At 48.8% G+C, this 16,026-nt stretch carries 13 protein-coding genes; 5 read left to right on the forward strand and 8 right to left on the reverse strand.

The genetic code is table 11. The features are described from left to right. Positions 1 to 275: 275 nt before the first annotated feature. Both KTH89_RS02335 and KTH89_RS02340 read right to left on the reverse strand, forming a co-directional pair. Positions 276 to 860 (reverse strand): DUF1653 domain-containing protein, encoded by a 585-nt coding sequence (locus KTH89_RS02335; protein ID WP_238720471.1) that lies wholly within the window; start codon positions 858 to 860, stop codon positions 276 to 278. A gap of 129 nt (positions 861 to 989) precedes the next feature. Continuing rightward, entirely contained in the window at positions 990 to 1,832 is an 843-nt protein-coding gene (locus tag KTH89_RS02340; RefSeq protein WP_158344333.1) for an AraC family transcriptional regulator, read from the reverse strand. Between the two features lie 175 nt (positions 1,833 to 2,007). Between KTH89_RS02340 and KTH89_RS02345 the strand changes: the two genes are divergently transcribed. From KTH89_RS02345 to KTH89_RS02365, 5 genes are read left to right on the forward strand one after another with little or no spacing between them, the layout of a single operon-like run. After that, entirely contained in the window at positions 2,008 to 3,306 is a 1,299-nt protein-coding gene (locus KTH89_RS02345; RefSeq protein ID WP_330656645.1) for an ABC transporter substrate-binding protein, read from the forward strand. Between the two features lie 58 nt (positions 3,307 to 3,364). After that, positions 3,365 to 4,240, forward strand: a complete 876-nt coding sequence (locus KTH89_RS02350; RefSeq protein ID WP_158344331.1) for a carbohydrate ABC transporter permease — start codon at positions 3,365 to 3,367, stop codon at positions 4,238 to 4,240. Further along, complete coding sequence (locus KTH89_RS02355) at positions 4,237 to 5,079, forward strand: carbohydrate ABC transporter permease (RefSeq protein WP_158344330.1); 843 nt, start codon at positions 4,237 to 4,239, stop codon at positions 5,077 to 5,079. The genes KTH89_RS02350 and KTH89_RS02355 overlap by 4 nt, the downstream gene beginning before the upstream one ends. 12 nt (positions 5,080 to 5,091) lie before the next feature. Next, positions 5,092 to 6,537 carry a sucrose phosphorylase gene (gtfA, locus tag KTH89_RS02360; protein ID WP_238720472.1) on the forward strand — a complete coding sequence of 482 codons (1,446 nt, stop codon included), beginning with the start codon at positions 5,092 to 5,094 and terminating at the stop codon, positions 6,535 to 6,537. Next, the gene (locus KTH89_RS02365) at positions 6,527 to 8,734 is read left to right on the forward strand and encodes an alpha-galactosidase (RefSeq protein WP_238720473.1); all 2,208 of its coding nucleotides are present in this window, start codon (positions 6,527 to 6,529) and stop codon (positions 8,732 to 8,734) included. Before gtfA ends, KTH89_RS02365 begins: the two co-directional genes overlap by 11 nt. Before the next feature lie 359 nt (positions 8,735 to 9,093). On the opposite strand, the gene KTH89_RS02370 is transcribed toward KTH89_RS02365, so the two are convergent. The 6 genes from KTH89_RS02370 to KTH89_RS02395 form a co-directional block, all read right to left on the reverse strand. Next, positions 9,094 to 9,837, reverse strand: coding sequence for a glutamine amidotransferase (locus tag KTH89_RS02370; protein WP_238720474.1), 744 nt, complete (start codon positions 9,835 to 9,837; stop codon positions 9,094 to 9,096). A 165-nt stretch (positions 9,838 to 10,002) separates the two neighbouring features. After that, entirely contained in the window at positions 10,003 to 11,277 is a 1,275-nt protein-coding gene (locus KTH89_RS02375; protein WP_158344326.1) for an ArgE/DapE family deacylase, read from the reverse strand. Positions 11,278 to 11,289: 12 nt separating this feature from the next. Beyond that, positions 11,290 to 12,234 carry an ABC transporter permease gene (locus KTH89_RS02380; protein WP_238720475.1) on the reverse strand — a complete coding sequence of 315 codons (945 nt, stop codon included), beginning with the start codon at positions 12,232 to 12,234 and terminating at the stop codon, positions 11,290 to 11,292. Then, positions 12,227 to 13,726, reverse strand: a complete 1,500-nt coding sequence (locus tag KTH89_RS02385; protein WP_158344324.1) for a sugar ABC transporter ATP-binding protein — start codon at positions 13,724 to 13,726, stop codon at positions 12,227 to 12,229. The genes KTH89_RS02380 and KTH89_RS02385 overlap by 8 nt, the downstream gene beginning before the upstream one ends. Positions 13,727 to 13,837: 111 nt before the next feature. Continuing rightward, on the reverse strand, positions 13,838 to 14,857 hold the full coding sequence (locus KTH89_RS02390; protein ID WP_238720476.1) for a substrate-binding domain-containing protein: 1,020 nt from the start codon (positions 14,855 to 14,857) through the stop codon (positions 13,838 to 13,840). Positions 14,858 to 14,891: 34 nt separating this feature from the next. Then, on the reverse strand, positions 14,892 to 16,010 hold the full coding sequence (locus KTH89_RS02395) for a M28 family metallopeptidase (RefSeq protein ID WP_238720477.1): 1,119 nt from the start codon (positions 16,008 to 16,010) through the stop codon (positions 14,892 to 14,894). Positions 16,011 to 16,026: the final 16 nt, after the last annotated feature.

The following is a 16,026-nucleotide window of genomic DNA, read 5'->3' on the forward strand; positions in this document are numbered from 1 at the left end:
ATACCATGTTTTTCCTGTATGTCAATGGAAATGGGTTATTTATAAGCGTATTGTCTCATAATTTGTCTCAGTGATGCTTCGGTTACTTTCTCTGGTTTTGGTATGTCCGCTGTTTAAGGTATGACCGGTGGACTTCACGTCCGACGAACAAGAGCCTATCCACCGGGAACACATGATGTGTTTCTGGTGAATAGGCTCTTATCCTTGAACCCGGCCAGCCGGCTTGTCCCCGCATACAGACCGCGGTTCCAAGTCCTAAGCATCGGGCATTCTCTTTATCGTCTGGCGCTCTCGTATTTGATATAGGTAAGCAGACAATTTTGTAATTCTTTGTACTTTTGCTGGATATCCTTTCCGCTCAGAGTCAGATCCATGGACATGGCCAGGTCGTCCATTAATTTATCATCGATCTCTCTGCGGATTTTCTGGAGAATATCCAGTTTTTCCTGATTGGTAGAGGCGTCCAGGAATTCTAAAAGCCTGGGGTTCACGGTCCCCTCCTCCGGGTCTTCCGAAAGGGTCTGTTGAATATCCTCTCGGATATCCCCGCTTTCTTGGCCGTTCGTCTTCATAGATTCTGAAGCCTGCATGCCCGGCGCCTGCGCGCCCGCAGTCTGCATGCCTTGATCCTGTATCCCCGGTTCATATGTTCCGGCAGATTTCCTGGGACGAACCCGGTTCGTCTCGGCCAGGAAACGCTCCATTGGTTCCGTGTAGACCGGGAACTCCCCGGTTAACGCCTGATAAACCACTTTGTAGCCCCCGTCATCCACATCCTGCGCCACTGTAATGATTTGATATAATTTATCCGGATCACGCCGGTAAAAATCTCCCGGTACCGGCCGCTGCTTTTCTGCCATATCTGTCTCCTTTCTGTGCTGTCGCTTCCGTTTGAGTATAACACTTGTCGTTATTCCTGCAGGTTATCTGTGTATCAAGCATTATTGTAGTTTATTACACCTAAATTTGCAAGACCGGTAAAATGGAATTTATCTGTGCTGATTTCTCCATTCTCTGGGGGAAACGCCATAAATAGTTTTAAACGCGCGTGAAAAATGAAGCTGGTTTTCATACCCCACAGCCGAACTGATGTCCGCAATCGACAGGGAGGTCAGTTTTAATAATTCTGTGGCCTTAACCATTCGATAATTCATTAAAAATTCCTGCGGGGAGCGCCCGACTGCATTTCTGAAAATTTTTCCAAAATAGCTGCGGTTAATTCCGCAGACAGCGGCAATGTCTTCGATCGTAATGTCGTTTTGGAAGTTTTGTTCAATGTAGTTGATGGCTTCCTTGATGTAATAATCACTCATTTTGCTGCTCTTCACCAGTCTGCTGGATTTCGCGGACTGGGTAAGGTAGTCAAAAAACAGATACAGATGGCCGATCAGATGAAAGGGGGATTCCTTTTCATGATGGGCAATATATAACATTTCATTCAACATTTGTTCACGAAGATTTTTGGAGTGCGAGCGGTATACGGGGGCGTCTTTGGAAAGTTCCGTCAATGCAAGCGCCTCTTTTACCCGCAAACCGTCAAACTCAATCCATACATATTCCCATGGAAGCTCCTGATCCGCGATATACGTCGTAATCTGTCCGGGAAAAATCAGGAACCCCTGCCCGCTTTTTATGGAGTATGTCTGTGTCTCGCCATTGGCATTATCCGCCATGAGCGTTCCCGTACCGGCAATAATATAATGGAACAAATAATGATTTCTCGCGGCAGGGCCAAACGAATGCCCAGGTTCGCATTGCTCACAGCCATACTGATACATGCCCAGATCAATGAAGTTTTCATTGGGAAAAATGTTAAAGAAAATATTGCTCATTTCAGACTCCTTTATCATGGAATATACCAAAATGCGATATCACTTGATATTATATCACAAAAGCTAGCATAGTGATATAAAAGATGAAAAATACTGGTATTTATAGTTAGCATAATGGTATGTTAAAATAGATGTAACAATAAAAACTGAAATCCGCCTGAGAGGAGAGGAATGTATGTTAAATGGGAAAAGAGTCCGAAGATTTTCCGTGGTTTTAGGTATTATGGCGGGAATGGCAAGTCTTGCCGGATGCGGCCAAGGCGCACCTGAGAGTAAGACGGAGGTGGAACTGGTGTCCTATAAACCGGAAGCGGTAAAAGCTTTTGAGGAAATCGCAGAACGTTTCAATGCCTCCCACGATGATATTCACCTGACCATCGATTCCCCCAATGAAGCCATGACAATCCTGAAAACAAGGTTTATCAGAGAAGATTATCCTGACATTGTAGGGATCGGCGGCGATATCAATTATTCAAATTTTCTGGATGCCGAGTTATTTATGGATATTTCGGATCTTGAGGAAGTCACAGAGGTAAAGCAGTCCTACCTGGATATGGACAAGAAACTTGAGTTTATTCCGCAGGAGGGTATTTATGCATTGCCCTATGCGGCGAATGCGGCCGGGATTCTATACAACAAGGATATGTTCGAGGAGCATGGATGGGAAATACCAGGAACCTGGGATGAATTTACAGCGTTGTGCAATGAGATAAAAAGTAACGGAATCCAGCCGTTATATTTGGGCTATAAGGATACCTGGACCTGTTATGCGCCCTGGAATGCCCTGGCAGTCGGTTTATCGGATGCGGATACTTGCAGCCAGGTAAATATGGGTAACACGACTTTTACGGAATCCTACCGCGAGGTTGCCGAAAAAATGCAAGTACTGCTCGATTACGCGGAACCCAATCCATATGCCTACGGATATAACGACGCATGCACCGCTTTTGCCAGAGGGCAGTCTGCCATGTATCCCATCGGCAGCTATGCGATACCGCAGATCAAGTCGGTAAATCCATCTATGAATATCGATTCTTTTACCTTTCCCGCAAACGCGTCGGAAGAAGAAAATGTCCTGAACTCAGGCATAGATTTACAGTTCAGCGTGATGAAGAATTGTGAAAATAAAGAAGCCGTATATGAGGTACTCCGGTTTTTATATGAGGATGAAACCATCCAGATCTATCTGGACGACCAGGGCGGGATCGCCTGTAAAGAAGGCGATTTCCAAATTCCGGCCGAATTAGAAGGGATGCGGTCTTATATTGAAAATGACAGAATGGCCGATTATCAGGATCACCATTATCCCAGTGAAATGAGTGTAGACGCCATGATCCAGACCTTTTTGCTGGATACCCAGGAGGGCGCGGCGGATCGGTTCTTGGAACGGTTTGACAAGGAATGGAAACGGTATAACAGGGATTTGATCTGGAAGATACAGCAATACCGGCAGGAAACGGAGGGTGTGGATTGAGCGAAGGCTGGTCCGCCCATACCAATCAGTGCAAAGAGACGCACGCAAGGAGGATATAATGAAAAAAAGGATGACAAATCGTGATAAAACATTCTGGGCCGTTATCATCTGTGTTCTGGTTTTGTTCTTTACCTTCAATACGCTGCCTATGATAAAGGGTATTATCTACAGTTTCACGAATTATAAAGGATATGGCAGTTATGATTACGTAGGATTCCGAAACTATATCGATCTCTTCTCCGATGTCCGGGTGGGAAAAAGCTATCTGTTTACCTTTAAATACGCTTTGGCGGGAACGGTACTGGTAAACGTGCTCAGCCTGATTATGGCTTTGGGATTAAACAGCCGGATTCGTTTCAAGAGCGCGGTCAGAGGAATTTATTTTGTTCCGAACATTTTGGGGGGATTGGTGATCGGCTACATCTTCAGCTTTATATTTACCTATATTCTTCCGGCAGTCGGGAATACGTTTCATATAAGCGGACTGCAGAACAGCATTCTTGCCAGTGAAACCTATGCGTGGGTCGGCGTGCTGATCGTAGGCGTCTGGCAGGCGGTGGCACTGAATACCATTATTTATATCTCGGGCCTGCAGACGGTTCCGCAGGACGTATATGAAGCAAGTATGCTGGACGGGGCAAGTAAATGGAAGGAATTCTGTCATGTGACGTTACCGCTTGTTATCCCCTTTGTGACCATCAATCTGGTATTAAGCACAAAGAATTTCCTGATGGTTTTCGATCAGATTATATCTTTGACTAAAGGTGGTCCGGCGCAGAGTACGGAATCTATCTCCTATCTCATATACCGGAACGGAATGGATGGCGGCCAGTTTGGTTTCCAGAGTGCCAACGCCGTAATTTTCTTCATTGTGATCGTCGCCATATCTATTTTCCAAATGACCGTTATGAATAAAAAGGAGGAGCAATTATGAGGCGGAAAACCACAAAAACGAACTGGGTACTTACCCTTGTTTTGATTTTAGGAACAGTAACGATATTTTTCCCGCTCTATATGGCCTTTATCATAGCATTTAAGCAGCCCAGCGAAATGACCAATGACGTAGCCGGCGCCTTGTCTTTTCCCGTCCACTGGAGCCTTGATAATTTCCGGCAGGCTATGGAAGTCACTGATTTCTGGCATTCCCTGGGAAACAGCCTTTTGATTACTTTAACTACCATTGTTCTGGCTATTCTCATTCATTCGATTGCGGGGTATGTCATCGGCAGGGGCATGGCAAGGAAAAAGAGCTTCCGTTTTATTTATCTGTATATCGTCAGCGGCATGTTTGTTCCCTTTTCCATACTGATGATGCCCTTAGTAAAACAGACCGCGCAGATGGGACTGGGAAACCGCGCCGGAGTCATATTGCTGTACCTGGTATTCTATATGCCGATGAATGTTCTGCTCTATACCGGATACTTAAAGAATATTCCGGTCGCATTAGAAGAAGCCGCGGACATTGACGGGGCAAGCACATGGACCACGTATTGGAAGGTCATTTTTCCGATCATGACACCCATGCACGCAACGGTTGCGATTCTCACAGCGCTTGGTACATGGAATGATGTTATGACGCCGCTTGTTATCATGTCCGGAACAGGACAAAACACATTGCCGTTGGCGCAGCTTAATTTCCAGACGCAGTTCGGAACGAATTATAATCTGGCATTTGCCTCATATATACTTGCATTGATCCCCATATTGATATTCTATATCATATGTCAGAAACAGATCTTAAACGGCGTCGCAAATGGAGCAATAAAAGGTTAGGAGTCTATGATAATGAAGCTTAATAATAAGATTATGCTGATCACCTATGCCGACAGCATGGGCAGAAATCTAAAAGATCTGCATGCCGTACTCAATACCTACTATAAAGAAGCGGTGGGCGGTGTACATATCCTCCCCTTTTTCCCTTCCTCGGCAGACCGCGGCTTTGCGCCGAAGTGTTATACAAAGGTGGACGAGGCCTTCGGAGATTTCCAGGATGTATCCGCTATTGGGAATGATTACTATCTGATGTTTGATTTTATGGTAAATCATATCTCCGCTTCTTCCGAATACTTTCAGGATTTCCTGGAAAAAAAAGAGGCGTCTGCTTACAAGGATTTTTTTATCCGGTATCAGGAATTCTGGGACAACGGAGAGCCTACGCAGGAGCAGATCGATAAAATATACAAAAGGAAACCGAGGGCGCCATACATTGAGGCGGAATTTAAGGACGGAACCAGGGAAAAGATATGGTGTACGTTCTGTGAAGAGCAGGTAGATCTGAATCTTACCAAAGAAGCGGTCAGGAATTTTATGAAAGACACTTTAAAAAACATGTGTCTTAAGGGGGCTGCCGTTATCCGTCTGGATGCTTTTGCATACGCGGTAAAAAAGAAAAATACCAGCTGTTTCTTTGTGGAGCCGGATGTGTGGGAGCTGCTCCGTGAGATAGAGAAAACAACAGCAGAATACGGCGCAGAAATTCTACCGGAAATTCATGAGCACTATACTATCCCGCTGAAAATCGCGTCGCACAGCTTCTGGATCTATGATTTTGCTCTGCCGGTCCTGACCTTACATGCGCTGTATAATCATACGGGCGAATACTTAAAGAGATGGCTGCAGATGTGTCCGATGAAACAGTTCACAACCCTGGATACCCATGACGGTATCGGTATCGTAGATGTTAAGGATCTGCTCCCTGATGAGGAAATCGAAAAGGTAAAGGAACAAATGTATCAACACGGGGCAAATGTCAAGAAGATTTATAGCTCTGAAGCATATAACAATCTTGATATTTACCAGGTCAATACCACCTATTATTCCGCATTAGGCAATAATGACGCGGCCTATCTTCTGGCCAGGGCTATCCAATTTTTCGCACCGGGCATTCCGCAGGTTTATTATGTGGGACTTCTTGCAGGGGAAAATGATGTGGAGCTCATGAACCAGACGAAGAATGGACGTGACATTAACAGGCATTATTATTCATTGGAAGAGATCCGGGAACAGCAGAACCGTCCTGTGGTGAGAAAGCTTAAAGAATTGATGGAATTGAGAAATACAGATCCCGCTTTTCATCTGGATGGAGGCATTGAGGTAGAAGCAAAACAAGACCAGCTGATTATAACAAGAAAATACGGTGCGGCAAGTATTACATTATCAGCAGATTTAACTGACTTTTCCTTTGATATTGTAAGCTCCGGCAGAGAAGGGACACAAACTTATGGCTATTAGAGTGGAAAACAACGTATTTTATTTAGAGACCGCCCATACGCTTTATCAGATGAAAGCAGACAACTTCGGAGTTCTCCAGCATTTATGGTACGGTCCAAAAACAGACTGTTGTATGGATTATCTGTTGGATTACCCGGACGTTGGCTTTTCGGGAAATATCTATGAAGCCGGGGATCAAAGAGCCTACTCGCTGAATACTATGCCTTTAGAATACGCGGCAGGCGGCGTGGGGGATTTCCGTGTGCCCGCGGTCTGCGTTACCCATGAGGATGGGAGCCGCGCCTTGGATCTTAGATTCCGGGAGTATCATATTAAAAATGAAAAATATAACATCCCCGGACTGCCCGCAGTGTATGCCGATGCTTCCGAGGCCGAAACCCTGGAAATCCTATTAAAAGATACGGCATCCCAGGTCGAAGTAATCTTAAAGTATGGGGTGCTTTCAGAAACCGATGTGATTACCAGAAGTGTGGTGATCCGAAATCAGGGTGATACGCCGATTTTAATCAACCGGGTACACAGCTTATGCCTGGATATCCCGTACGGAGATTGGGAATGGGTGCATTTTCACGGAAGGCATACGATGGAGCGGCAGGCGGAAAGGGCCCCTTTGATCCATGGCATTCAGGAAAGCAGCAGCACCAGGGGAACGTCCAGTCACCAGCAGAACCCGGCGGTGCTTCTGTGTGAAAAGGGATGTACGGAAACCTCCGGCTTTTGTATCGGCGCCGCGCTTATGTATAGCGGAGGTTTCCAAACCCAGATAGAAAGGGACCAGTTAGACCAGGTTCGCGTGGTAATGGGCGTGAATCCGGATACCTTTGCATGGACGTTATCCGCAGGCAGGTGCTTCTATGCGCCGGAGGTGATTTTATCCTGCTCGGATCATGGTATGGGGGAACTCTCCCATCACTTCCATAATCTCATCCGCAATCATGTGTGCAGGGGAAAATACAAATTGTCGAAAAGGCCCGTCTTAATCAACAATTGGGAGGCTACCTACTTTGATTTTGATGAGGAAAAAATAGAAAGCATCGCAAAGCAGGCCTCCGAATTGGGAATTGACATGATGGTTTTGGACGATGGATGGTTTGGAAAACGGGATTCCGATACGTCGGGTCTTGGCGATTGGTTCGTCAATGAAACAAAGCTGCAGGGAGGCCTTAACAGGCTTGTAGAACGGATTAACCGTATGGGCATGAAATTCGGCTTATGGTTTGAGCCTGAAATGATCTCGGAGGACAGTGAGTTATACCGTAAACATGCCGGCTGGGCTATTCGCATTCCGGGCAGAAACCCTACGCGGAGCAGATCCCAGCTTGTCCTGGATATGTCCAATCCGGAAGTTGTGGAGTATCTGTATCAGGCCATGAGTAAAGTCTTAAGCGAAAACCATGTCGAGTATGTCAAATGGGATATGAACCGGAGTATATGCGACTGGTACACCCCGACACTTCCGAACAGCCGGCAGGCAGAACTGCCCCACCGCTACATTCTGGGACTATACAGCCTTCTGGAAAGGCTGACCCATGATTTCCCGGATGTGCTGTTTGAAGGATGCAGCGGAGGCGGCGGAAGATTTGACGCCGGAATGCTGTATTATTGTCCTCAAATATGGTGCAGCGATGATACGGATGCCCATGAGCGCTCATTTATCCAATATGGAACCAGTTTTTTTTATCCTATTTCAGCTGTGGGCTCCCATGTATCCGCCGTACCGAATCATCAGACCGGCCGGACCACCTCTATGCGTACAAGGGGAACCGTAGCGATGGCAGGCAGCTTTGGTTATGAGCTGGACTTAAATACATTAGACCGGCAAGAGAAAGAAGAGGTTGCCGGACAGGTCACCCGCTACAAAGAGTATCAGTCTCTCATATATAATGGCTTATATTACCGTTTGAGCAACCCTTATGAAGAAAACCTGTCCGTCTGGTCCTTTGTCTCTAAAGATCAGGCAGAGGTTCTGGTCCAGGGTATTGTTTTCAGAGCCTCATCCAATTCCCTGCGCCCAAGAATCCGTCTTGCAGGTTTGGCGGCGGACGATAGTTACATGGTCCCGGGAGAAGAACGCGTATATACCGGGCGCGCGCTGATGTCCGGTGGAATTCTGCTTCCCGATATAAAGGGGGACGACGTGTCCATAGAATTCACCTTAAAAAAGGCCGGATATTCCGAGGGCAGTCCGAAATTTTGAACAGTAACATCATAAAAGGAACTGCCTCACTCGCTTAGCGTTCTTCCTGGAGGCTTCGTATGCTAGCTGCTTAGGGCTTGGAACCGCGGGCGGTATATGGGGATGCTCCGGGCGGCCGGGTTCTTTTGTATCTTCCTGGGAGCGCGGAGGGCTAACGCTGGAATACGCTAAGTGAAATCGAAAAGCCGGATTCACTAAGCGTATTCTCAGCCGCCCTATGCGCTCCCAGGAAGATACAAAAGAACCCGGCCGCCCGGAGCATCCTCGTATACCGCCCGCGGTTCCAAGCCCTAAGCAGCTAGCATACGAAGCTTCCAGGAAGAACGCTAAGCGAGTGAGGCAGTTCCTTTTACTCCTTCTTATTCCCCTGCCGCCCAGGTCAAAACCCTTCTCCACAGCTCTTTGTTCAATTCGCTTTCACAAAAGGCCGCCGGCATCCAGTGGGGAGCGCAGTCGCTGGCCCAGGCAAAGGTCCGTCCTTTTCCGTAGGTTCCAAGCGTCAGGATCGGATCTCCCTCAAACTGCGCCAGTACCCGGGCTCCATCCTTTGCGGTCAGCTTATTATATCCCAGCAGATACGGCCACGGGGAAGGCAGCCCTTCGGTCAGCGGGTCCTGGCAGGCCGTCACGGTAATTCCCTCAGGGTGTTCTCTGCGGTCGTCGGTCTGCATCATGGTTACAGGCAGAATCTCTTCGATAACCGTATCGTGATACCGGCCCTTCCCTTCGATCCCCATGAAGGTCATATAACCGCCGATCATTCCGAACGCACCGCCTTGCTCCACGTAGTCCGCGATCGCCTTTAGCTTATCCGGCGTGGGGATACTGCGCTGGAAGGTGTCCGGATGCAGGAGAAAAGAATTGGCCCCCACATCACTGACCAGCACGGCATCGTATCCTTTCAGTTTTTCCGCAGAATCCGGAAACTCTGTGGCCACCAGGTGGGCCGGAATATGGGGGATATCCGCATATTCTTCCATATACGCGCGTACCCGGCCGATCTCCGTCTCATATCCCCCTATGGTAAACTGATCGAAACCTTTTGTTTCCGTCGTGGTAAAAAACCAGGATTCGCCTGCAAATAAAACGTTATATTTTCTCATACCCTTCTCCTGTACTCTTATAACTATTCTTTTTGATTTCTGCTTCCTCTCGTTTACGGTTCCCTCTTCTACATCGTTCTGACGGTTCATGTCATAAATTCATATGCATTATGTAAACTGCTAATATTTTTATGTAAATCACTAACCGCAGTTGACCATAATGGCTCAAGCCGTCCAGTTCATGATCATTTTCGCATAGGACTCAATCGCCTTGAAAAATTGGTCTTTCGTCAGGTATTCATTTACCACATGGGCATTCTGGCAGGTGCCGGGGCCATATACCACGGTAGGCACTTTTGCTATATTGGTAAAATGTCTGGCGTCACAGCCGGCCGACATTCCCGCGATCACTCTTCTGCCGGTCACATCCAGGGCCACATCTGCCAGCGTCTGTACTAAGGGGTCATTGGCGTCTGTCTCGAAAGGGGCACAGTCCTGGAACCAGTGAAAGCGGATCGGATGATCCTTAAGCCACTCGTCGCCGTTTGCCATGGCATTTACATAATCTTCCACTTCCTTCACCACCTCATCCTTGTCTACCGGGAACCGGTTGCCCAGTTTATCAAGCTCCGACGGATAGTATTCGATTTCGAATTTCATCAGGCAGCTTTCCGCCACAGTAGAGGCCGCTACCCCGCCCTGAATATAACCAAAGTTGATCGTGGGAGGATCCAGCAGGGGGTGGCGTTTGGTGGTCAGCCATTTTAATTCCAGTTCCCGCATGCAGTTCATGACTTTGACCATCTTGTCGATCGCGCTTTGCCCAAATCCACGGAGGCTGGCATGGATCGGAAGGCCGTCGATCTCCACCTCGCCGAGCCAGGCGCCCCGGTTCACCGGGAATACTTCCAGATTCGTTCCTTCCGCGATAATCACGCCGTCGGCCCGGTATCCCATATCCACACAGGAGAGGGACCCATTTCCACCGCCCTCCTCATCTACCACGCTCTGGATCATAATATCTCCCCGCGGTTTAAACCCTGTGGAAAGCACCAGTTCCAGGGCCAGTATCGCGGCGGAAAGGCCGCCTTTCATATCGTCCGTACCCAGTCCGTACAATTTGCCGTCTTCCTCCGTCATCTCCCACGGATTGTATTTCCAGCGTTTCAGCTCTCCGGAAGGCATCGTATCGATATGGCCGTTTAAGATCAGGGATCTGCCGCCGCCGGTTCCCTTGTAAGTCCCGACTACGTTGGGCCGGTTTTTGTACTGATGTCCGTGGTTATAACCGGGATATTTGCTCATGCGCTCATTGTCCGGCTCGAACATATCCACTTCGCAGCCCATATTCTTCAGATATTCCGCCAGGAACTCCTGCGCCTTCGCTTCCTGCCCGTCTTCCCCGTGGCGGATGACCGAAGTATCCATCCCGATGAGTTTTCTTAAGAACTCCAGATATTCTTCCTGCTTTTCCTGTATGCTTTTTTTGATCTCGTCCATATTTTCCTCCAGTTAATCGCTCTTCAGTCTGTCCAGTCCGACTGCCACGATGATGATTGTCCCCTGCATGATCAGCTGCCAGTTGGTGGAAATATTCAGCAGGTTCATGCCGTTTGCGATAATTCCCATAATCAGGGCTCCCAGGAAGGTTCCCCAGAGACGTCCTTTTCCTCCGGAAGTACTGGTGCCGCCTATTACACATGCGGCAATGGCATCCAGCTCCAGTCCGTTTCCTGCCCCCGGCTGTCCTGAGAACACGCGGGAGGCCAGGACAACCCCCGCGATTCCGGCGGTCAGCCCGCTGATGGTATGTATGAGCACTTTATTTCTGGATACCGGTATCCCCGATAATCTGGCCGCTTCAATGTTTCCGCCGATGGCATAGATGCTGCGGCCGAATTTCGTGTATTTCAGCACGATGTAGCCGATCACATAACAGACCACCATGATGATGACCGGAATCGGAATCGGTCCCAAATAGCCCCGCCCCAGAACCTTAAAAGCGGCGGGCAGACCGGTGATCGGATAAGAATTCGTGATGACCAGCACAACTCCTCTGGCGATGTTCAGCATACCCATCGTCACAATAAAGGATGGGATCTTCGCGAACGTGTGTATGGCTCCATTTAAAAATCCGCAGAACACGCTGGACAGCAGCGCCAGCAAGATGCAGATTCCCATATTCCACCCGGATTTCAGGGTCAGCGCTACGATAATACCGGATAATGCCGCCAGGGAGCCCACACTTAAGTCGATCTCTGCGGATATCAGGACATAGGACATCCCGATGCCCAGAATGGCCACGATCGTCACCTGCCGCATGATGTTCAGCAGATTTTCCGCTGACAGGAACACCGGTTTGATGATTGCCAGTATCACGATCAGCACAAGTAAAATCAAGACGATGGCCAGATCATTCCAGTTAATCCTTTTCTTCGTTTCTACTTTTTCATTCATTCTGGTTCCCCCCGGTTGCATAATGCATTATCTTTTCCTGTGTTAACTCTTCTTTCATCAGTACGCCCGCAATCTTTCCCTCAAACATGACATTCACTCTGTCACAAAGTCCGATAATTTCCTGCATTTCGGACGAGATCAGGATAATTGACTTCCCCTGAGCGGCCAGATCCGTGATCATATTGTAAATCTCCATCTTCGCGTTGACGTCGATTCCACGGGTAGGTTCATCCAGGATGATGATCTCCGGCCCGCAGTTCAGCCATTTGGCCAATACCACCTTCTGCTGGTTTCCGCCGCTTAGATACTTTGCCGTCTGGGTCTCCGACGGCGTCTTGATCATCAGATCCTTAATATACCGCCGGCACAGCTCTTTCGCCCGTTTGGCGGAGAAGAAACCTTTGACCATGGCGTTCTCGGGTTTTGCCATCACCACATTGTCCATCACGGACAGCTCGGTGACCAGGCCTTCCCCCTTCCGGTCTTCGGGCAGGAAGCCAAGTCCATGGTGGATCGCATCCTTCGGGGAATGGATTGAGGCCTTCTTCCCGTTGATGAGAACCGTCCCCTTTGCCTTCTTATCCGACCCGAACACCGCTTTTAAGGTCTCGCTTCTTCCGGCTCCCACCAGTCCTGCGAAGCCCAACACTTCCCCTTTTCGCAGGTCAAAGGTGATTCCCCGGACTTCCTTGTCATTATGCAGGTCCTGTACCTGCATAATGACATCGCCGATTTTATTTTTCTTTTCCGGAAACACCTGGGACATCGGCCTTCCAACCATGTATTCGATAATCTTATCCAGGTTCACATCCCGGATACTGCCGCTGCTGATAAAAGTCCCATCCCGCATAACCGTATAGGAATCGCAGATTTCAAATACTTCATCCATCCGGTGGCTGATATAGATCATCGTGATTCCCTGCTCCTTCAGATTCCCGATCACCTGGAACAGCTTTTTGGTCTCCCCTTCCGTCAGGGCGGAGGTAGGTTCGTCCATGATCACGATTCTGGCGTTCAGCGAGATAGCCTTGGCAATTTCTATCATCTGCCTTTGGGCTACACTTAACGTTGAGATCAATACTTTGGGCGAAATATTCATGTCGATCCTTTTCAAAACCTCAACGGCGTCCTTATTCATTTTCTTCCAATCCAGGAATCCCGCCTTTTTCGGCTGCCGTTCCAGAAATATATTTTCCGCCACCGACATCTCCGGTATCAGGTTCAGCTCCTGGTATATGATGGATATTCCGAGCTTCTCCGAATCTTTTGTATGACGGATGTTCACTTCCCGGCCGTCGATCAGTATTTTGCCCGTGTCCTTGCTGTATGCCCCTGAGAGAATCTTCATCAGGGTTGATTTTCCCGCGCCGTTTTCACCCAGCAGTGCATGGACCTCGCCTTTTTTTACGCCAAAGCTGATATCTTTTAACGCCTGTACGCCTACAAAAGATTTGCTGATGCCCTGAAACTCCAATATGTATCCGCTGTCCATAAGCCTTCGTCCCTCTTTTTTATAATTCCTGTTTTTCGCTGCGCTCGTTTCTTTTCCATCCGGTATCCGGTCTTCGTTTTGCGGACCGGATTTCTCTGTATCCGATCTTTTTTACTTCAGGTCGGAGGCGTAGAAGATCTTATCCTTCGTATACACACCAACTTCTACCGTCGTATCCGCTTGGAGGGTTTCTCCGGCCAGGACTTTGTCGACACACTCTACCGCTGTCTCCGCCAGCTTGCTGGGGAACTGCATGATGCTGCCCTTGTAGCATCCGCCTTCCGCGATCACGTTCTGTTCTTCCGCCGATGCGTCGAAGCCGATCACCGCGATCTCATCTTCCCTGCCTGCCGCCTGGATCGCGTCATAAGATCCCAATCCGCCGTCCGCGCTGTAGGAAAATACCAGATCCACTTTGTCATTGGCCGTCAATACGTCTTCCATCACGCTCATAAAAGATTCTCTCGAATCGGCGCCCTGTTCCGCCACAATATTCGCTTTCGGACATTCCTTCGACAGGATATCTTTGAACCCGTCGATCCGTTCTACCGCTGCGATGGACATCGGGTTGCTCAGGAATACAATATTCGGGGTCTCATTTCCTTTGAGTACATTCTGGAGCGCCCATTTCGCCGCCAGCTGTCCGCCTAGGAAGTTATCGGAACCGATGTAGGTCTCGAATTTTCCGCCGCTTGGCCTATAATCCACCGTGATGACCGGAATCCCTTTTTCTTCACAGGTATCCAGCGCCGGAATGATTCCATTTCCGTCCACGCAGGTCAGGATAATGGCGTCCACACCCTGTGCACAGAAATTCTCAATGGCGTCGATCTGATTCTGCAGATCCATATTCGGATCGTTGAATACGATTTCATATTTATCCTTAGCCGCCTCTTCAATTCCCGCCTTAATATCCTGGAAGAACTCGTACTGGAGGGTCATCAGGCTGACGCCTAGTAACTTTTTCTCCCCATCCGTTTTTTCCGTATCCGCGGGGGCTTCCTTCTGTTCATCTGCCGCAGGCGCCGCCGATTCTTTTGGCTTTGAGGCCGCAGGCTCTTCTTTTTCCGAACATCCCATCATGCCTAACACCATTGCTCCGCAAAGTAAAACTGCCAGTAACTTTTTCATAAAAATACCTCCTAATTATAAACTGATAAAGTTTTTACTGTTCCCCAATCTTTTCAATAAATCCAAGGTGTTCCATCAATCCCAGCGTCAGCCTGACGATTTTCGACATATTCGCAAGCTTGCTCTCTTCATATACGTCCTCCGGCGTATGAAGAATTCCCTGGTCATTAAAGGTAAGCATACAGACCGGAATTCCCTTTTCAAAGTACGGCGCGTGATCACTTCCAGGCGGAGGCGGACAGATATAGACCGGTGTAAACTCCTCCCTGCTTTTATCCAGGTAAGTCCTTATCTTTCTCTCAAAGCTCTCCGGCCCGCTCCACACTTCCAGGATGTTCTCTCTGCCCACGCCGTCCAGGTTGATAACCGCTGCGGTCTTCTCCTGGTCCTTAGCACATCTGGCTCTGGCGCCTCTTAGATCGAATTCCTCCCCGTCCGTCAAAAGGATCTCCACCCTTTTCTTCAGACGGTATGTCTTAAGCCTCCTGGCCGTCTCCAGCAGCGCCGCCGCTCCCGCCGCGTTATCATATGCCCCTGTGGTATTGTAGACCGTGTCAAAGTGGGCGCACAGCACCACCTTCTCATCCGCGTCTCCCAGACTTCCCACCACGTCATAGCACCGGCTGTCCGGCTGCATTTTCGCCTGCACGAATCCCCCGATCCGCGCTCCGCTTTCGACCGCCTCCAAAATTCTGCTTCTCTCCTCTTCTCCCACCATAAAATGCGGAAGTCCGCCTGTTCCCGTGAACAGCATCTGTGGGATTGCACCGCCTCCTTCTCTGATGGTCACATACGCCTTTATTTCCCCTTCCGGGTCTGTCACCGCGTATCTGTCCCAGACATACATGTTCCATACTCTGTTATATCCGGCAAACCGAAGCCTTCCCTCGAATCCATCTGACGCTCCGCTGCCCAAAAACGGATAAGCTTTTAATTCCCCGCCTTCCGAATCCACAAATCCAAGGCTCCAGTCTCCTACCTCCCAAGCCGGCATCTCATAGACATCCTGCGCCGCATCCGGGCAGATCCTGCCAAGCCTCTCCACCAGGTAATCCGCCGCCCGGATCAGGTTCGCCGACCCAAAGGGCTTGCACCCGATGTCGATCAGCCCCTTCCACTCCTTCTTCATCTCTTCAAAACCGGAATCTCCCATCTCTTTAAAACCTCCT

Origin of the sequence: Diplocloster agilis (assembly GCF_019042275.1) — a bacterium.
In the GTDB taxonomy this organism is placed as follows: Bacteria; Bacillota; Clostridia; order Lachnospirales; family Lachnospiraceae; genus Diplocloster; species Diplocloster agilis.